Origin of the sequence: Pseudomonas sp. TJI-51, from assembly GCF_000190455.2 — a bacterium.
In the GTDB taxonomy this organism is placed as follows: domain Bacteria; phylum Pseudomonadota; class Gammaproteobacteria; order Pseudomonadales; family Pseudomonadaceae; genus Aquipseudomonas; species Aquipseudomonas juntendi.
In genome coordinates, this window is sequence record NZ_AEWE02000042.1 from 1 (window position 1) to 16,381 (window position 16,381).

Annotated in this window: 17 protein-coding genes; 8 read left to right on the forward strand and 9 right to left on the reverse strand. The window is 62.2% G+C overall.

The genetic code is table 11. The annotated features are described in order from the left end of the window. Positions 1-77 precede the first annotated feature (77 nt). Positions 78-1,967, reverse strand: coding sequence for an esterase EstP (gene estP, locus G1E_RS09680; RefSeq protein ID WP_009681252.1), 1,890 nt, complete (start codon positions 1,965-1,967; stop codon positions 78-80). Positions 1,968-2,334: 367 nt separating this feature from the next. On the opposite strand from estP, the gene G1E_RS09685 reads away from it, so the two are divergent. From G1E_RS09685 to G1E_RS09700, 4 genes are all read left to right on the forward strand, one after another. After that, the gene (locus tag G1E_RS09685) at positions 2,335-2,928 is read left to right on the forward strand and encodes an aminodeoxychorismate/anthranilate synthase component II (protein WP_009681254.1); all 594 of its coding nucleotides are present in this window, start codon (positions 2,335-2,337) and stop codon (positions 2,926-2,928) included. A gap of 9 nt (positions 2,929-2,937) precedes the next feature. After that, positions 2,938-3,987: an anthranilate phosphoribosyltransferase gene (gene trpD, locus G1E_RS09690; protein WP_009681255.1), complete on the forward strand. Its 1,050-nt coding sequence runs from the start codon at positions 2,938-2,940 to the stop codon at positions 3,985-3,987. After that, positions 3,984-4,817 carry an indole-3-glycerol phosphate synthase TrpC gene (gene trpC / locus G1E_RS09695; protein WP_009681256.1) on the forward strand — a complete coding sequence of 278 codons (834 nt, stop codon included), beginning with the start codon at positions 3,984-3,986 and terminating at the stop codon, positions 4,815-4,817. The genes trpD and trpC overlap by 4 nt, the downstream gene beginning before the upstream one ends. Positions 4,818-4,897: 80 nt before the next feature. Next, positions 4,898-5,602: a lipoate--protein ligase family protein gene (locus tag G1E_RS09700; RefSeq protein ID WP_009681257.1), complete on the forward strand. Its 705-nt coding sequence runs from the start codon at positions 4,898-4,900 to the stop codon at positions 5,600-5,602. Here the strand turns inward: G1E_RS09700 and crp are convergent. After that, positions 5,599-6,243 carry a cAMP-activated global transcriptional regulator CRP gene (crp, locus tag G1E_RS09705; RefSeq protein WP_009681258.1) on the reverse strand — a complete coding sequence of 215 codons (645 nt, stop codon included), beginning with the start codon at positions 6,241-6,243 and terminating at the stop codon, positions 5,599-5,601. The two genes, G1E_RS09700 and crp, sit on opposite strands and share 4 nt — an antisense overlap. A gap of 189 nt (positions 6,244-6,432) precedes the next feature. Between crp and G1E_RS09710 the strand changes: the two genes are divergently transcribed. Further along, positions 6,433-6,855, forward strand: coding sequence for an OsmC family protein (locus G1E_RS09710; protein ID WP_004376171.1), 423 nt, complete (start codon positions 6,433-6,435; stop codon positions 6,853-6,855). Between the two features lie 39 nt (positions 6,856-6,894). Here the strand turns inward: G1E_RS09710 and G1E_RS09715 are convergent, their stop codons facing one another. From G1E_RS09715 to hemJ, 5 genes are all read right to left on the reverse strand, one after another. After that, positions 6,895-7,935 carry a hypothetical protein gene (locus G1E_RS09715; RefSeq protein ID WP_009681259.1) on the reverse strand — a complete coding sequence of 347 codons (1,041 nt, stop codon included), beginning with the start codon at positions 7,933-7,935 and terminating at the stop codon, positions 6,895-6,897. Positions 7,936-7,945: 10 nt separating this feature from the next. Continuing rightward, positions 7,946-8,593, reverse strand: a complete 648-nt coding sequence (gene coq7, locus G1E_RS09720) for a 2-polyprenyl-3-methyl-6-methoxy-1,4-benzoquinone monooxygenase (RefSeq protein ID WP_009681260.1) — start codon at positions 8,591-8,593, stop codon at positions 7,946-7,948. 65 nt (positions 8,594-8,658) lie between these two features. Next, positions 8,659-8,997 carry a histidine triad nucleotide-binding protein gene (locus tag G1E_RS09725; protein WP_009681261.1) on the reverse strand — a complete coding sequence of 113 codons (339 nt, stop codon included), beginning with the start codon at positions 8,995-8,997 and terminating at the stop codon, positions 8,659-8,661. A 63-nt stretch (positions 8,998-9,060) separates the two neighbouring features. Then, a complete protein-coding gene (locus G1E_RS09730; RefSeq protein ID WP_009681262.1) occupies positions 9,061-9,843 on the reverse strand; it encodes an SDR family oxidoreductase in 783 nt (260 codons plus the stop codon). Between the two features lie 133 nt (positions 9,844-9,976). Beyond that, the gene (gene hemJ / locus G1E_RS09735) at positions 9,977-10,402 is read right to left on the reverse strand and encodes a protoporphyrinogen oxidase HemJ (RefSeq protein WP_009681263.1); all 426 of its coding nucleotides are present in this window, start codon (positions 10,400-10,402) and stop codon (positions 9,977-9,979) included. A 142-nt stretch (positions 10,403-10,544) separates the two neighbouring features. Between hemJ and argC the strand changes: the two genes are divergently transcribed. Further along, the gene (argC, locus tag G1E_RS09740) at positions 10,545-11,579 is read left to right on the forward strand and encodes an N-acetyl-gamma-glutamyl-phosphate reductase (RefSeq protein ID WP_009681264.1); all 1,035 of its coding nucleotides are present in this window, start codon (positions 10,545-10,547) and stop codon (positions 11,577-11,579) included. A 150-nt stretch (positions 11,580-11,729) separates the two neighbouring features. After that, complete coding sequence (gene erpA, locus G1E_RS09745; protein WP_003255511.1) at positions 11,730-12,080, forward strand: iron-sulfur cluster insertion protein ErpA; 351 nt, start codon at positions 11,730-11,732, stop codon at positions 12,078-12,080. A gap of 60 nt (positions 12,081-12,140) precedes the next feature. Here the strand turns inward: erpA and G1E_RS09750 are convergent, their stop codons facing one another. Both G1E_RS09750 and G1E_RS09755 read right to left on the reverse strand, forming a co-directional pair. Continuing rightward, positions 12,141-13,232 carry an anhydro-N-acetylmuramic acid kinase gene (locus G1E_RS09750; protein ID WP_009681265.1) on the reverse strand — a complete coding sequence of 364 codons (1,092 nt, stop codon included), beginning with the start codon at positions 13,230-13,232 and terminating at the stop codon, positions 12,141-12,143. Between the two features lie 3 nt (positions 13,233-13,235). After that, complete coding sequence (locus G1E_RS09755) at positions 13,236-14,657, reverse strand: peptidoglycan DD-metalloendopeptidase family protein (protein WP_009681266.1); 1,422 nt, start codon at positions 14,655-14,657, stop codon at positions 13,236-13,238. A 213-nt stretch (positions 14,658-14,870) separates the two neighbouring features. Between G1E_RS09755 and tyrS the strand changes: the two genes are divergently transcribed. Beyond that, positions 14,871-16,070, forward strand: a complete 1,200-nt coding sequence (gene tyrS / locus G1E_RS09760; RefSeq protein WP_009681267.1) for a tyrosine--tRNA ligase — start codon at positions 14,871-14,873, stop codon at positions 16,068-16,070. Positions 16,071-16,381 lie beyond the last annotated feature (311 nt).

Sequence of the window (16,381 nt, forward strand, 5' to 3'; positions counted from 1 at the left end):
CTGCATATCTTGTGACAAACACCTATCAGCCCTGATGCGACACCTGTGGCTTGCCGGCGATGGGGCCGGGACAGGCCCTAGAAATCGACGCTAACCCCCAGACTCACCCCCTGCTGCGTCAGCTCATCACTCTTGCGCCAATTGTAGTTGCCGCGCAAATGCACCCCCGCCACCACTTCATGGCTTACCCCCAGGCTGGCCCGGGTCAGGTCGCTGTGTGGCGTATACCCGGTCAGGGTGAAGTCATTCGCCGGCAAGCTGGTCAGGTGCATGGTCACGTCCTGCTGGTCATCCTCGAACTCATGCTCTTGCGCCACCTCGGCGAACAGCCGGGTAGAGGGCAGCACCTGCACGCTGCCCAGCAGCCCCACGCCCAGGCGGCGAGACGTGCGCTCCTGGTCATCGAAACCCAGGGCTGTGGAGCGCCCGCTCTTCTCGTCGTAGCCGTCCACCTTGACCCGCGCATAGTCGGCGCTGATGAACGGCGCCAGTTGCCAGTTGCTGCTGTCCGCCGCCAGGTTGTAGCCCAGCCGTGCGGACATAGCCCAGGCTTCACCGTCGGTGTCGGCCTTTTCGCTACGGTCGTTCACGCCCAGGGCAAAGGTGCGCTTGAGGTCGCTATAGTCCAGGTGCCCGGCTGTCAGCGCAGCATCGGCCCACCAGCGGTCCTGCCGGTACTGGGCGAAGGCGCTGGCCAGGTAGCTGTCGAGCTTGTAGTCCGAATCTTGCGTGCCTGCTTCCAGTTTCTGCCGGTAGACGCCGCCCGCCAGCCCCAGGCGCCAGGCATCGTTCAGGCGGTAGCTGCCACCCACGGTCAGGTTGTAGCCCCGGCCATCGCCGCTGGCCGCGCTGCCCTGGCTGTCGAAGTCCAGGTCCTGGGCGCCGCTGCTGACAAACGCTTGCCACTGGCCGATCGCCTGCCATGGCGTTTGCCATTGGCTGCGCAATTCATCCTGGTGGGCACGCAGACTGGCGTGGGCCATTTCCGGCAGCAGGGACAGTTCCCAGGGCGCGGACAGGATCGAGTAGGCGTAGTCGGCAATCAGTTGCTGGCCGGCGATGGTCGGGTGCACCGAATCGTTGAACAGTAGCCGGGTCGGGTCTGGCGTGGTGCCGTCGATGCCATAGACCGGGTTGCCCACGCAGCCTTGCCCGCTGTAGCAAGTGCCGACCAGGTTCTGGTCAGGTGCCAGGCCGAACTGGCTGGGGCTGGCCAAGGCCTCGCTCAGCAACACAGGGATGTTCAGGGGGATGACCTGGGCATCGATCTGCCTCAGCTGGCCCAGCAGGGATTGATTGAACGCCCCGGACAGCAACGACAGCGGGTTCTGTTGCGGCGTGCCGCTGAAGTTCGGTGTTTGACCAAGGTCGGGTAGCAGCCAGACCATGATGTAGCGTGCGCCGCCCTGTTGCAGGGCCTGAGCGCTGGCGGCCAGCCGAGCGCCGGCCGCCATTGCGTCGGCCGGGCTGTTGACCAGGCCTTGCAGAAAGTCGTTGCCGCCGCCGGTCAGGTAGTACAGGGCATTGGAGTCGGCGCGCAGCCCGTTGGCCAGGTAGCCAGGCTTCTCTCGCAACACCGTCCCGGCGCCTGGGTTGCCGGGTGGAATGACGGTTCTGGAGGTTTCGGTGATCGAATCAAGAATCTGTTGCGTGGTGTAGCCCCCTACCGCCCAGTTGTTGCCGTCGGGGCGTACACCGACGGAGGTGGAGGGGTTCAGCGCATTGGGGTCTAAGCCCAAACGGCCACCGAGGATCATCGGCGACACCGGGGCAAAATTGCCATCGGCCTCACGGTTGGTGAAGCGTGCGCCGGAGGTGCCACCTGTCAGGTCGGGGAACTGCCCGGTATCTGCCAGGCTGTCGCCGAATACGATCAGCGTGGAATAGGGCGAGGGGGCGGCAAAGGCCTGGCTGCAGGCCAAGGCTAATGAAGCGAAGGCAAAGCGCAAAAGTGGAGCTTTTCTCATCGCGGAACATCCTTTTCTTTGTTTTTATGAGAACAACCTGATCGACATTAGCAAATCGTGGGGCTTCGCTCCCAAGTCCATTCGTTTCCCCGTGTTTACAGGCATATTGCGCCCGCCGCGCCGGTAGGCTACTGTGCCGTGACGTATGAGCGAGACCTACCCTGTGTTGATCGTCAGCAAACTCTTGATGCGCGTAATCAAGGCCCACGCCCGTTGGCGTTGGCGCGCCTGACTTTATCCCCTGCCGGCCAGTCCGGCCCGCCCCTGTTTGCCTTCCTGTTCCTCGCCCTCAAGTGGCACAGCCACCGCTATGGCGGGCAGAGGGAGGTTCGAATTTGAAGTCAGTAAGTTCAAGAGGTTTAACACCATGTTACTGATGATCGACAACTACGACTCATTTACTTACAACGTTGTGCAGTACCTTGGCGAGCTGGGTGCCGAGGTCAAGGTCGTTCGCAATGACGAACTGACCATTGCCCAGATCGAAGCCCTGAACCCCGAGCGGATCGTCGTCTCCCCTGGCCCGTGCACGCCGAGCGAGGCGGGCGTGTCCATCGAGGCCATCCTGCATTTCGCCGGCAAGCTGCCGATCCTCGGCGTATGCCTGGGCCACCAGTCCATCGGCCAGGCCTTTGGCGGTGACGTGGTCCGGGCTCGCCAGGTGATGCATGGCAAGACCAGCCCGGTACTCCACCGCGACCTCGGCGTGTTTGCCGGCCTCAACAACCCGCTGACGGTGACCCGCTACCACTCGCTGGTGGTCAAGCGCGACACCTTGCCTGACTGCCTGGAAGTGACCGCCTGGACGGCCCATGCAGATGGTTCGGTCGACGAGATCATGGGCCTGCGACACAAAACGCTGAACATCGAAGGGGTGCAGTTCCACCCTGAGTCGATCCTCACCGAGCAGGGCCACGAGCTGTTCGCCAACTTCCTCAAGCAGACCGGCGGCCGCCGCTAAGGATTGAATATGGACATCAAAAGCGCGCTGAGCCGTATCGTTGGCCAGCTGGACCTTTCGACCGAAGAAATGCGCGATGTGATGCGCCAGATCATGACAGGCCAGTGCAGCGAGGCGCAGATCGGCGCCTTCCTGATGGGCATGCGCATGAAAAGCGAGAGCATCGACGAGATCGTGGGCGCGGTATCGGTGATGCGCGAGCTGGCCGACAAGGTCGAGCTGCAGAGCCTGGAGGGTGTGGTGGATATCGTCGGTACCGGCGGTGACGGTGCCAACATCTTCAACGTTTCCACCGCTTCGTCGTTCGTGCTGGCGGCGGCGGGCTGCCCAGTGGCCAAGCATGGCAACCGCGCGGTGTCGGGCAAGAGCGGCAGTGCCGACTTGCTGGAAGCTGCCGGCATCTACCTGAACCTGACGCCAACGCAAGTGGGCCGCTGCATAGACAGCCTGGGGATCGGCTTCATGTTCGCGCAAAGCCATCACTCGGCAATGAAGCACGCCGCTGGCCCGCGCCGCGAGCTGGGTATGCGTACCCTGTTCAACATGCTCGGCCCGCTTACGAATCCGGCCGGGGTGAAACACCAGGTGGTCGGCGTGTTCGCTCAGGCCCTGTGCCGGCCGTTGGCCGAGGTGCTGCAGCGCCTGGGCAGCAAGCATGTGCTGGTGGTGCACTCAAAGGATGGCCTGGATGAGTTCAGCCTGGCTGCCCCCACCTTTGTGGCCGAGCTGAAGAACGACCAGATCACCGAATACTGGGTCGAGCCGGAAGACCTCGGCCTGAAAAGCCAGAGCCTGCATGGCCTGGCCGTTGAGAGCCCGCAGGCGTCACTGGAACTGATCCGTGATGCACTGGGCCGGCGCAAGACTGAAAACGGCCAGAAAGCTGCCGAGATGATCGTGCTCAATGCCGGTGCGGCGCTGTATGCCGCTGACCATGCCATGAGCCTGAAAGCCGGTGTGGAACTGGCCCATGACGTACTGCACACCGGCCTGGCCTGGGAAAAGCTGCAGGAATTGGGTGCATTTACTGCAGTATTCAAGGTGGAGAACGAAGCATGAGCGTGCCGACGGTGCTGGAAAAGATCATTGCCCGCAAGTTCCAGGAAGTGGCCGAGCGCAGCGCGCGGGTCAGCCTTCGCGAACTGGAGGGCCTGGCCAAGGCCGCTGACGCTCCCCGGGGCTTTGCCAATGCCTTGATCGAGCAGGCCAAGCGCAAGCAGCCTGCGGTGATTGCCGAAATCAAGAAGGCCTCGCCCAGCAAGGGCGTGATCCGTGAAGACTTCAGGCCGGCGGAAATCGCTGTCAGCTATGAGAAGGGCGGTGCTACCTGCCTGTCGGTGCTGACCGATGTGGACTACTTCCTGGGTGCCGATGAGTACTTGCAGCAGGCACGTGCGGCGGTTTCCCTGCCTGTGATCCGCAAGGATTTCATGATCGACCCGTACCAGATCGTCGAGGCGCGGGCCTTGGGTGCGGACTGCGTGCTGCTGATTGTGTCGGCGCTGGATGACGTGAAGATGGCCGAACTGGCCGCCACCGCCAATGACGTCGGCCTCGATGTACTGGTAGAAGTGCACGATGGCGATGAGCTGGAGCGTGCGCTGAAAACCCTGGATACACCGCTGGTGGGCGTGAACAACCGCAACCTGCACACCTTTGAAGTCAGCCTGGAAACCACCCTCGACCTGCTGCCGCGCATACCGCGTGATCGCCTGGCAATTACCGAGAGCGGTATCTTGAACCGGGCCGATGTCGAGCTGATGGCGATCAATGACGTTTATTCGTTCCTGGTGGGTGAGGCATTCATGCGCGCCGAACAACCTGGGCTGGAGCTGCAGCGGCTGTTCTTCCCGGACCAGGTGAAGAAAACTGTTCAGCAACTGGACTGATTGCAATGAAGCCGGCGTGATTGCCGGCTTTTTTACGGGCCCGGCAAGAGGCCCTTGAAAACAACATCCAAGGTGGAGCAATGAGCGATCAACCCCTGGCCCTGACTGTCGAGCAGGGCTTGCACGCCGAACAGGACCTGCTGGCCGCCGTTTGCCGCGGCGAACGTGAGAGTGGTGTGCTGTTCTGGCGCCCCACTGACCATGCCTTGGTGATGCCCCGGCGCATGAGCCGGCTAGCCAATTTCGAAACAGCCTGCGCAGAACTGGCGATCGCCGGTTGGCCGGTATTGCTGCGTGAAACCGGCGGTGAGCCGGTCCCGCAGTCGCATGCCACCGTGAACGTGGCGCTGGTCTATGCCGCGCCGCGCAGCGAAGGCGACCATGGCCGTATCGAAACCGCTTATGAGCGCCTGTGCCTGCCACTGTGCGATGTGTTGCGCGAGTGGGGCGGGGTAGCGTCGGTGGGGGAAATCGACGGCGCCTTCTGCGATGGCCGTTACAACGTCAACCTCAACGGCCGCAAGCTGGTCGGTACCGCCCAGCGATGGCGCCAGGGCCTGGGCGGCAAACGCCCGGTGGTACTGGTGCACGGCGCGTTGTTGCTGGACAACGAACGTGAGGCGATGGTGGCGGCGGTCAACCGTTTCAACGAGTGCTGCGCGCTTGAGCAGCGTTGCCGCGCCGACGCACACATTGCCTTGCACGAAGTGGCGCCCGCAGTGCCCTGGTTCCAGCGCCTCTCGCAAGCTTACGCCAAGGTCTTGGCCGACCTGCCCAGGGATTAGCGGGTACCGTAGACCACCATGGTCTTGCCTTTGACATGGACCAGGCTGCGCTCTTCGAGGTCTTTGAGCACGCGGCCGACCATTTCCCGCGAGCAACCGACGATGCGGCCGATTTCCTGGCGGGTGATCTTGATCTGCATGCCATCCGGATGGGTCATGGCGTCGGGCTGCTTGCACAGCTCCAGCAGGCAGCGGGCGACGCGGCCGGTTACGTCGAAGAACGCCAGGTCGCCGACCTTGCGTGTGGTATTACGAAGGCGTTGGGCCATCTGGCTGCCCAGGGCGTAGAGAATTTCCGGGTCCTGGCGCGCCACTTCGCGAAATTTCTCGTAACTGATCTCGGCCACTTCGCATTCCGTCTTCGCCCGTACCCAGGCGCTGCGCTGCTGCTCACCCTCAACGGGCTCGAACAGCCCCAGCTCGCCAAAGAAATCGCCCGGGTTGAGGTAGGCGATGATCATTTCATGACCGTCATCGTCTTCGATGATGATGGTGACCGACCCCTTGATGATGAACGACAGTGTTTCGGCCCGGTCGCCAGCGCAGATGATGTTGCTTTTTGCGGTGAAGCGGCGGCGCTGGCAGTGCACCAGCAACTTGTCGATGTTCTTGATCTTTGCGGGTAGGGCAGAGGCAACCATCACGAAGTCCTGTTCGATACGAGGCTTGGGTATTTTTGTAGATCGACAGCGGCAGGCGCCAGTCATTTGGCGCCAGCTTATCAGACACTACAAGATGTTTCGGTACTAAACCGAGTCCTCTCGTACTTTTCCCACAGCCACACAAGGTCTAAGCTGACACCCTTTTCCGAATATCAGGAGTCCAGGTAGATGAAGGCACGTATCCAGTGGGCCGGTGAGGCAATGTTTCTCGGCGAATCGGGCAGCGGCCATGTCGTCGTGATGGATGGCCCGCCCGAGGCCGGCGGCCGCAACCTGGGTGTGCGCCCTATGGAGATGCTGCTGTTGGGGTTGGGTGGCTGCAGCAGCTTTGACGTGGTCAGCATTCTGAAGAAGTCGCGCCAGGCGGTGGAGAGCTGCGAGGCGTTTCTGGAAGCCGAGCGCGCCAGTGAAGACCCGAAAGTGTTCACCAAGATCCACATGAACTTCGTCGTTAAGGGGCGCGGGCTGAAAGAAGCGCAGGTCAAGCGCGCGGTAGAGCTGTCGGCAGAGAAGTACTGCTCTGCGTCGATCATGCTCGAGCGTGCCGGGGTCGAAATCACCCACGGGTACGAGATTGTAGAGTTGGGTTGAAGCCGGGTTTTTTGGGGCCGCCAAGCGGCCCCGACACCATCAGTTGCGCAGGGCCGGCAATGCAGAGCGAAGCCATGCCGGCAAGCCGCTGCGCATTGCGCGGCTCAACCGCTCCCGGCGCTTCTGGTAGACCAGCCCCAGCCAGATGACCCCCAGCCCGATCAGCGTCACCACGACCGGGAACAGCAGCGATTGTGCGAATACCTCATACGCCAGGTAGCCCAGGTAGGCCGCAACCCCCAGCGCGCCGAACACCATGAACACCGGCCGGCGCAGCAGCACTGCCATGCCCATCAGCGCAATGTTTATCAGGCAGTACAGCGCCTTGCCCAGCTCGCTGCCGCTGTCCAATAGCGTCAGCCCGCCCCAGAATGCCGCCAGCCCTGCCAGGTACCCCCAGCGGGCATAGTCCTCGCGTGTACGGCCGTCCACCAGCAGGAACACCACCAGCATTCCCAGGCCGAACCACAGCGAAACCTCACGGCGCTGCGCCCAGCTGAACGGCGAGCCGAAGAACCACTCAGTCAGGTCCATCGTCATGAACCATAAGGCCACGGCGATCGGCATGACGATGAACGGGTAAGGGATCAACCGCAGCATCAGCAAACCGGCCACTACTGTGGCCGCCTCCATCGCCAGCCAGCCGCCTTGCACGTAGGTGTAGTAGTGGTGGTAGTTGGCCTGGGTGTCATCCATTGGCCACCAACCCGCCAAGCGTTCGATGGCGAACACTGCCAGCGGCACGATACTGACCGCGACGGCGGCCAGTACCCCGGCGGCTACGGGCTGCGCACGCCGCTGCAAGTTGAGGGCAAACAAGGTGATCAGCCCGATGTACAGGCTGGCGATGCCCAGCAGTGCGGCGTCGCCGATGCTCATCCAGGCCTCGGTGAGCAACCAGCCCATGGCCGCCATGATCAGCATGGCGCCGAAGTAGAAGGCGACATGGGCCAGCTGAAAGGTACCGCGTGCTGGCGGTTGCTGGCGCAGGAACGCCAGCAGGGCCTGGTCCTGGCCAGGCTGGAGAACGCCGGCTTGCACGGCTCGCGCCAGGTCCTTGGCGTCGATTCGGTCCGTCATGGGGCAGCCTTCAGATGCGGTAGGTGCTCTTGGTCATGACCTTGGCCAGCAAGCTCATACCGAAGCGCACAGGAGCAGGGAAACGGTAGCCACCGGCTTCCAGGGCGGACTCGGCGTGCTGCTCTTCGTCGACGCGCATCTGCTCGAGAATGGCGCGGGACTTTTCGTCTTCTTGCGGCAACTGCTCAAGGTGTTCGTCCAGGTGCTTGCATACCTGGTGCTCGGTGGCGGCGACGAAACCCAGGCTGACCTTGTCGCTGACCAGCCCGGCCAGTGCGCCAATGCCGAAGGACATGCCATAGAACAGGGGGTTGAGCACGCTTGGGTGGCTGTTCAGCTGGCGAATGCGTTGCTCGCACCACGCCAGGTGGTCGATTTCTTCCTCGGCGGCATGCTCCATGGCCTTGCGCACTTGGGGCAGCTTCGCCGTCAGGGCCTGACCCTGGTACAGCGCCTGGGCGCAGACTTCACCGGTATGGTTGATGCGCATCAGGCCGGCAATGTGGCGGGTCTGCTGTTCGTCCAGGGTGGCGTCTGGCTGGATGATGGCCGGTGACGGCCGGGCGGGTTGGCCGCTGAAGGGCAGCAAGGTGCGCATGGCGGTATCGGCCTGCAGCAACAAGCGGTCGAGCGGCGAGTAGTGACGTTCGGTAGCCATCGGGCACCTCCGCAAGAATGTGCCCGACAGTTTACCGCAATAGCGGCGGGGTCGCTTGCCGTGGATCAGCCCGGCGGCCAGTTCATCTGGCGCTGGCCGAGCACGTGCATATGGATGTGGTAGACGGTCTGGCCGCCCTGCTCGTTGCAGTTCATGACCACGCGGAAACCGCCATCACAGCCAAGTTCCTTGGCCAGGCGCTGGGCGGTGAACAGGATGTGGCCAGCCAGGCCTTTGTCCTCTTCCGTCAGGTCGTTGAGGGTGCGGATGTGCTTTTTAGGGATAACCAAAAAGTGCACGGGCGCCTGAGGGGCGATATCGTGGAACGCCAGAACCTGGTCGTCCTCGTAAATGATCTTCGCCGGGATTTCCCGGTTGATGATCTTGATGAATAAATCGTCCACAGCACTTGCTCCATGGTGAGGGTCGGGCCGAGTGTACTCAGCCAGGCGCCAATCGCCCAGTGGCTATTCCATGCCGGCCGGGCAATAGCGGCGGTGAATGGCGCCGGCCAGTTTGCGTACCAGCCAGCGTGGCAGCAGACGGGGGGCGAAGGCCAGCCAGCGGTTGCGCCGCCCTGGCATGATCAGGGCGCGGTTCTTGTCCAGCGCCCGCACCGTGTACAGGGCCACTTCCTCGGGGCTCAGGCAGCGTGGCTTGCCATCCAGGCGGGGGATGCGCCGCCGTGCAGAGCATACCGGGCCGGGGCACAGTACCGAGACCTTGATGCCGGCGCGCTTGAGCTCCTCACGCAGTGCCTGGGAAAAGCTCAGCACGTAGGCTTTGCTGGCGGCATAGGCCGCCATCCATGGCCCAGGTGCGACCCCGGCCAGGCCTGCAACGTTGAGGATCTGCCCGCCACCCTGCACGGCCATCAGGTTGCCGATTGCATGGCATAGCCGGCTCATGGCCAGCACGTTGACCTCGAGCAGGTCTTGCTCGTCGGCCCACTCATGGGCCAGGAATGGGCCGTAGGTGCGCAAACCGGCACAGTTGACCAGCAGGTCGATGCGCCGCTCGCCTTCTTCCAGCTCCAGCACGAAACCTGACAGGCGCAGCGGCTGGCTGAGGTCGCAGGCGCGGAACAGTACCTCTACGCCAAAGCGTTGGGTCAGCTCGATGGCGACCGGTTCCAGCGTTTCGCGCTGGCGTGCCACCAGGATCAGGTTGCGTCCACGCCGTGCCAGCGCTTCCGCCAGGGCCAGGCCCAGGCCGCTGGAAGCACCAGTGATCATGGCGTAACGGGACATGCAAGGCTCCTGGGGGCGGAAGAGGGCGCCTAGTGTACAGCGTGCCCGTGCCAGGTGCTGCGTTTTGCTACAAGGCCCGGGGGCCAATGGCCTGGCAGCGCGGCTGGGCTTGCTGATAGTTGAGGTGGCTGTGTCAGAACGGCTTGACCACCACCAGAATCACGATGCCCAGCAGGATGAGCACGGGCACTTCGTTGAACCAGCGATAATAGACGTGGCTGCGTGTGTTGGTGCCGCTGGCGAAGCGTTTGCGCTGGGCGCCACACACGTGATGGTAGCCGGTGAGCAGGATTACCAGGGTCAGCTTGGCATGCAGCCAGCCCTGGCTCAGCCAGCCGGGGTTGAGGTAGAGCATCCAGGCGCCAAACACATAGGTGGCGACCATTGCGGGGTTCATGATGCCGCGGTAGAGCTTGCGCTCCATGGTCACGAAGCGTTCCTGGCTGATGCTGTCCTGGCTCTGGGCGTGGTACACGAACAGCCGCGGCAGATAGAACAGGCCGGCGAACCAGCAGACTACGCTGACGATATGCAGCGCTTTGATCCATAGGTAAAGCATGGAGGGTGTTCCTTCAGGTAATCACGGTCGTCAGATAGTAGTGGTCGGGCGCCGGAAGGGACACCCGAAGAGTTGTTACAGGCGCCTCGCGCCCCTATTATCGTGCGCTTTCCAGACGGCTCGTTGATAAGGGGCAAGCGTTATGATCAAGGTCGGTATTGTTGGCGGCACCGGTTACACCGGCGTCGAACTGTTGCGTCTGCTGGCACAGCATCCACAGGCCGAAGTGGCTGTCATCACTTCGCGCTCGGAGGCGGGCGTGGCGGTGGCAGACATGTACCCGAACCTGCGCGGCCACTATGACGGGCTGGCGTTCAGCGTACCCGACAGCAAGGCGCTGGCTGCTTGCGACGTCGTGTTCTTCGCCACACCGCATGGCGTTGCCCACGCACTGGCCGGCGAATTGCTGGCGGCGGGTACCAAGGTGATCGACCTGTCGGCTGACTTCCGTCTGCAGGATGCCACCGAGTGGGGCAAGTGGTACGGTCAGCCGCATGGCGCGCCTGAACTGCTCAAGGACGCCGTGTATGGCCTGCCCGAAGTGAACCGCGAGAAGATTCGCCAGGCGCGCCTGATTGCCGTGCCGGGTTGCTACCCGACCGCCACCCAGCTCGGTTTCCTGCCGTTACTGGAAGCGGGTCTGGCCGACCCCGCGCGGCTGATCGCCGACTGCAAGTCGGGTGTCAGCGGCGCCGGGCGTGGTGCGGCAGTGGGTTCGCTGTTCTGCGAAGCCGGTGAAAGCATGAAGGCCTATGCCGTCAAGGGGCATCGCCACTTGCCGGAAATCAGCCAGGGCCTGCGCCAGGCGGCCGGCAAGGACATCGGCCTGACGTTCGTGCCGCACCTGACACCGATGATCCGTGGTATCCACGCTACCCTGTACGCGAACGTGGCCGATACTTCGGTCGACCTGCAGGCGTTGTTCGAGAAACGCTACGCCGATGAGCCGTTCGTCGACGTGATGCCGGCCGGTAGCCACCCGGAAACCCGCAGCGTGCGCGGTGCCAACGTTTGCCGCATTGCCGTTCATCGCCCGCAGGGCGGGGACCTGGTAGTGGTGCTGTCGGTGATCGACAACCTGGTGAAGGGGGCTTCGGGGCAGGCAGTGCAGAACCTCAACATCCTGTTTGGACTGGATGAGCGCATGGGCCTGTCCCACGCAGGCCTGCTGCCGTGACAGACGCCGCGAGCAACACCCCTGCGGGTGGAGCTTGCGGCGTGTAGGTTGTCGCTTGCGGCTTACGTATTGTTGACCAATTTTCTCGGGAAAGCGGATAATGCGCGTCATCGAGAGTTATATGGCGGCTACCGCGCCGGGAGAATCAACATGAGCGTCGAAACCTTCACCCCTACCGGCCTGGAATTCACCCATGGCGCAGCCCAGAAGGTGAAGAACCTGGTCAATGAGGAAGGCAATGAACGTCTGAAGCTGCGGGTGTTCGTGACCGGTGGCGGTTGCTCGGGCTTTCAGTACGGCTTCACCTTCGATGAAGACGTGGCTGAAGACGACACCATCGTCGAGCGCGAAGGCGTTTCCCTGGTGGTCGACCCGATGAGCTTCCAGTACCTGGCCGGTGCCGAAGTGGACTACCAGGAAGGCCTGGAAGGTTCGCGCTTTGTGATCAAGAACCCGAATGCCGCCACCACCTGCGGTTGCGGGTCGTCGTTCTCGATCTGAATTCGGGCCGATACGAAAACGCCGCGCAATTGCGCGGCGTTTTGCTTTCTGGCCTGGGTGTCATGCCGGATAGATTGCACCGAGTATGCGCAGGCCCCTGGCGGCAGTGACGCTGGGGCGGTTGGCGGCGATGCCCTCCAGGCAGCAATGGGCCAGCCAGGCGAAGGCCATGGCTTCGACCCAGTCAGGGTCTACGCCATGGGCACTGGTGCTTGTAACACGTGCAGTGGGCAGCAGTTGGCCGAGGCGGGCCATTAGCGCACCGTTGCGGGCGCCTCCACCGCAGACCAACAGTGCTTCGGTGCCTTGTTGCGCGTTTTCCAGCGAGTCGATGATGCTGCGTGCGGTCAACTCCAGCAGTGTCGCCTGCACATCCTCGTCCCGGTAGGCGGGCAGGCCGGCGAGGTGGCGGTCGAGCCAAGGCAGGTTGAACACCTCACGGCCGGTACTCTTGGGGCCGCTGCCCGCGAAGAACGGGTCGCTCATCAATGCGTGCAGCAAATCGGCCTGCACCACGCCGGTGGCAGCCCAGGCACCGTCGGCATCGTAGGCCTGGCCGCGTTTGCGCTCGACCCAGGCATCCAGCAAAACATTGCCTGGGCCACAATCAAAGCCATGCACCGGTGCATCCCGCTCGATCAGGCTGAGGTTGCTGAAACCGCCCACATTGAGAATTGCTACCCGTTGGCCCAGGTGGCTGAACAGGGTTTCGTGGAAGGCCGGGACAAGTGGCGCGCCTTGCCCGCCGGCGGCCACATCGCGGCGGCGGAAGTCGGCTACCACGCTGATACCAGTAAGCTCGGCGAGCAGCGCGGGGTTACCGATCTGTACGGTGAAGCCGCGGGCGGGTTCGTGACGGACCGTCTGACCATGGCTACCAATGGCGCGTATGGCGTCAGCCTGCAGGCCCTGCTGAGCGAGCAGCTGGCGTATACCCTCGGCCGCAAGGGTGGCCCAGTGATTTTCCGCCAATGCTGCCCGGGCGATTTCGTCAGGGCCGCTGCTGCACAGGGCAAGCAAGTCCTGGCGCAGGCTGGCGGGCATTGGCAGGTAGAGCGTGGCGAGCAGTTCAAGCTGCTCGCCTTGTTCGACCAAGGCGATGTCCAGGCCATCCAGGCTGGTACCGGACATCACCCCCAGGTAAAGCGCCATGGCTTAGCGCTTGTTCGCGGCGAGCAGGGTGGCCTTTTCCTGATCCATGCGGGCGATCAGTGGCTGGCTCTGCTGCAAGAAGCGTTGACGCTCGTTCTTGGCGATCGGGTCGGCCATTGGCACCTTCTGGCTCAGGGGGTCGACATGCACGCCATTGACCTGGAACTCATAGTGAAGATGAGGCCCGGTGGAAAGGCCAGTGGTGCCGATGTAACCGATGATCTGGCCCTGCTTGACGGTGCTACCGGTCTTGATGCCTTTGGCAAAGCCCTGCATGTGGCCATACAGCGTCTTGTAGCGGTTACCGTGCTGGATGATCACGGTGTTGCCGTAGCCGCCGCGGCGCCCGGCCAGTTCGATGCGGCCGTCGCCTGCTGCCTTGATAGGCGTGCCGCGTGGGGCTGCGTAGTCAACGCCCTTGTGCGCGCGAATCTTGTTCAGGATCGGGTGCTTGCGGCCGGCGGAGAAGCGCGAACTGATACGGGCGAAGTCCACCGGGGTGCGGATGAAGGCTTTGCGCAGGCTGTTGCCGTCGGCAGTGTAGTAGGTAGTGTTGCCCTGCTTGTTGGTGTAGCGCACGGCAGTGTAGGTTTTGCCACGGTTGGTGAAGCGCGCCGAAAGGATATTGCCCGTGCCGACGACCTTGCCATCCATCACCTTCTGCTCGTAGACCACGTCGAACTCGTCGCCTGGGCGAATATCCTGGGCGAAGTCGATGTCGTAGCCCAGCACGCGCGCCATGTCCATGGTCATGCTGTGGGAAAGGCCGGCACGCTGGGCAGAGGCTGACAGCGAGCTTTTGATGACCCCGTGGGCATAGGCAGTACGCACCACCGGCTTGCTGATTTCACGGTTGAAGGTAAAGCCTTTGGCGCTTTTGCTCAGGCTGATGGTTTCAAGGTTGCTGACCTTGCTGTGCAGGCTGGCCAGTTGGCCATCCTTGTCGAGTTCGAACTGCAGGACCTGGCCGTGCTTGAGTTGGGTGAACTGCTTGGCCTGCTTGTTGCTGGCCAGCAGGTCGTGCACGGCATTGGCTGGCAGGCCGACCTTGGCAAACAGCGTGGACAGGGTATCGCCGCGCGCTACGGTAACCTCGCGGTGGCCTGGTTGCTTGGCGGCTTCGGCGACCTGTTTGGCGTCTTGCGTTGGCTGCTCGGCTTTCTGGGTTTCGGGTGTGGCTGCTTCTATCTGGGCGAAAGGTGAGCCTTGCTCACCCTGTGCCTGCACCATGGGCGCAGCGCGGGCTTCGTCCTTCAATTGTTCGGCAGGGCTTTCCAGCTCGAGGTTGAGGGTGGTTTTCTTGGCTTCCACTTCGCTGGACGGAAATACCAGCAAAGCCAGGCTGAGCAGGGCGGCAATGCCGCTGGCGGCCAACAGGTGGCTCTTCGGATAAAGCGGTGGCGCTTTAGGCGGTTCGTTGGTCATGGGTAAGGTGACTTTGAAAAAGGTGAAATGGAATAGATGAATGACATGATGAAGATGAAATAACTGTATAAAATATAACCAAATCCACTTTCACGCAAGGGCGCGTAGACGTCGCAAGCCTGTGCCCGGGTCACATTCCTTTGCAAAACTTGTATTTGACGGCCGATCTTGTATGGTTGGCTCCCCCTGAATCTGAGCCTTGCGGGTTTGTCTATGAAGTCGGTTGAAGAGCAGCTGGCGCTTATCAAGCGCGGTGCGGAAGAAGTACTGGTCGAGTCGGAACTGGTTGAGAAGCTCAAGCGCGGCCAGCCTCTGCGCATCAAGGCCGGCTTCGACCCGACCGCCCCGGACCTGCACCTGGGGCACACGGTGCTGATCAACAAGCTGCGTCAGTTCCAGGAGCTGGGCCACCAGGTCATCTTCCTGATCGGCGACTTCACCGGCATGATCGGCGACCCAAGCGGCAAGAGCGCAACGCGTCCGCCGCTGACTCGTGAGCAGGTGCTGGACAACGCCGAGACCTACAAGCAGCAGGTGTTCAAGATTCTTGATCCGGCCAAGACCGAAGTCGCCTTCAACTCCACCTGGATGGACAAGCTGACCCCGGCCGACTTCATCCGCCTGGCCTCGCAGTACACGGTGGCGCGCATGCTCGAGCGTGATGACTTCGACAAGCGCTACACCACCAACCAGCCGATTGCCATTCACGAGTTCCTCTACCCGCTGGTGCAGGGCTACGATTCGGTCGCGCTGAAAGCAGACGTCGAGCTGGGTGGTACCGACCAGAAGTTCAACCTGCTGATGGGGCGCGAACTGCAGCGTGCCTATGGCCAGGAAGCGCAGAACATCGTGACCATGCCGTTGCTCGAAGGGCTGGACGGTGTGAAGAAAATGTCCAAGTCGCTGGGCAACTATGTCGGTATCCAGGAAGCGCCGGGCGTGATGTACAGCAAGCTGGTGTCGATCCCGGATACGCTCATGTGGCGTTACTTCGAGCTGCTGAGCTTCCGCTCCATGGAAGAGATTGAGCAGTTCCGCGCCGATGTGGCCAATGGCGCCAACCCGCGAGACATCAAGATCAAGCTGGCGGAAGAGATAGTCGCGCGTTTCCATGGTGAGGAGGCTGCCGCCAATGCACACCGTGCTGCGGGCAACCGTATGAAAGAAGGCGAGCTGCCTGAAGACCTGCCGGAGGTAGAGGTGGTTTCGGCGGAAGGCTTGCCTATCGCTGCGGTTCTGAACCGTGCTGGCCTGGTGAAGAACTCGGCGCAGGCGCGTGACTTGCTGAGTGCTGGTGCAGTGAAAGTGGATGGTGTGGTGGTCGACAAGGATTTCCTGTTTGGTCTGGGTGCTACGCATGTGTGCCAGGCGGGTAAGAAGTCCTTCGGGCGGGTTACGCTGAAGGCTGAGTGATTGCCTGGCGGTGTACCTATATAGAAGCGGGGAGGCCGAAAGGCCTCCCCGCTTTGCTTTTCAAGCGCCCTGAAAGTTTATTTGAATTAAAGGTTGACGCCTTCTCGAATCCCCTTATAATGCGCCCCACTTCCAGCGACAACGGAACGACAAACTCCTTGAAATTCAATGAGTTAATCGATTCGGAAGGCGCTGTGAGGGCTACGATCGAATGATCAAAAGCGGTTGAGATGATGGTTGACAGCGCTTTTAAACGCTGTATGATTCGCCTCCCGCTACGAGAGATCGCAGCGAGTCAAGTGTTTGAAGCT

Excerpts from the sequence above, each read along its gene's own strand:
- estP (WP_009681252.1), bottom strand. The coding sequence starts at position 1,967 with ATGAGAAAAGCTCCACTTTTGCGCTTTGCCTTCGCTTCATTAGCCTTG.
- G1E_RS09685 (WP_009681254.1), top strand. The coding sequence starts at position 2,335 with ATGTTACTGATGATCGACAACTACGACTCATTTACTTACAACGTTGTG.
- trpD (WP_009681255.1), top strand. The coding sequence starts at position 2,938 with ATGGACATCAAAAGCGCGCTGAGCCGTATCGTTGGCCAGCTGGACCTT.
- trpC (WP_009681256.1), top strand. The coding sequence starts at position 3,984 with ATGAGCGTGCCGACGGTGCTGGAAAAGATCATTGCCCGCAAGTTCCAG.
- G1E_RS09700 (WP_009681257.1), top strand. The coding sequence starts at position 4,898 with ATGAGCGATCAACCCCTGGCCCTGACTGTCGAGCAGGGCTTGCACGCC.
- crp (WP_009681258.1), bottom strand. The coding sequence starts at position 6,243 with ATGGTTGCCTCTGCCCTACCCGCAAAGATCAAGAACATCGACAAGTTG.
- G1E_RS09710 (WP_004376171.1), top strand. The coding sequence starts at position 6,433 with ATGAAGGCACGTATCCAGTGGGCCGGTGAGGCAATGTTTCTCGGCGAA.
- G1E_RS09715 (WP_009681259.1), bottom strand. The coding sequence starts at position 7,935 with ATGACGGACCGAATCGACGCCAAGGACCTGGCGCGAGCCGTGCAAGCC.
- coq7 (WP_009681260.1), bottom strand. The coding sequence starts at position 8,593 with ATGGCTACCGAACGTCACTACTCGCCGCTCGACCGCTTGTTGCTGCAG.
- G1E_RS09730 (WP_009681262.1), bottom strand. The coding sequence starts at position 9,843 with ATGTCCCGTTACGCCATGATCACTGGTGCTTCCAGCGGCCTGGGCCTG.
- hemJ (WP_009681263.1), bottom strand. The coding sequence starts at position 10,402 with ATGCTTTACCTATGGATCAAAGCGCTGCATATCGTCAGCGTAGTCTGC.
- argC (WP_009681264.1), top strand. The coding sequence starts at position 10,545 with ATGATCAAGGTCGGTATTGTTGGCGGCACCGGTTACACCGGCGTCGAA.
- erpA (WP_003255511.1), top strand. The coding sequence starts at position 11,730 with ATGAGCGTCGAAACCTTCACCCCTACCGGCCTGGAATTCACCCATGGC.
- G1E_RS09750 (WP_009681265.1), bottom strand. The coding sequence starts at position 13,232 with ATGGCGCTTTACCTGGGGGTGATGTCCGGTACCAGCCTGGATGGCCTG.
- G1E_RS09755 (WP_009681266.1), bottom strand. The coding sequence starts at position 14,657 with ATGACCAACGAACCGCCTAAAGCGCCACCGCTTTATCCGAAGAGCCAC.
- tyrS (WP_009681267.1), top strand. The coding sequence starts at position 14,871 with ATGAAGTCGGTTGAAGAGCAGCTGGCGCTTATCAAGCGCGGTGCGGAA.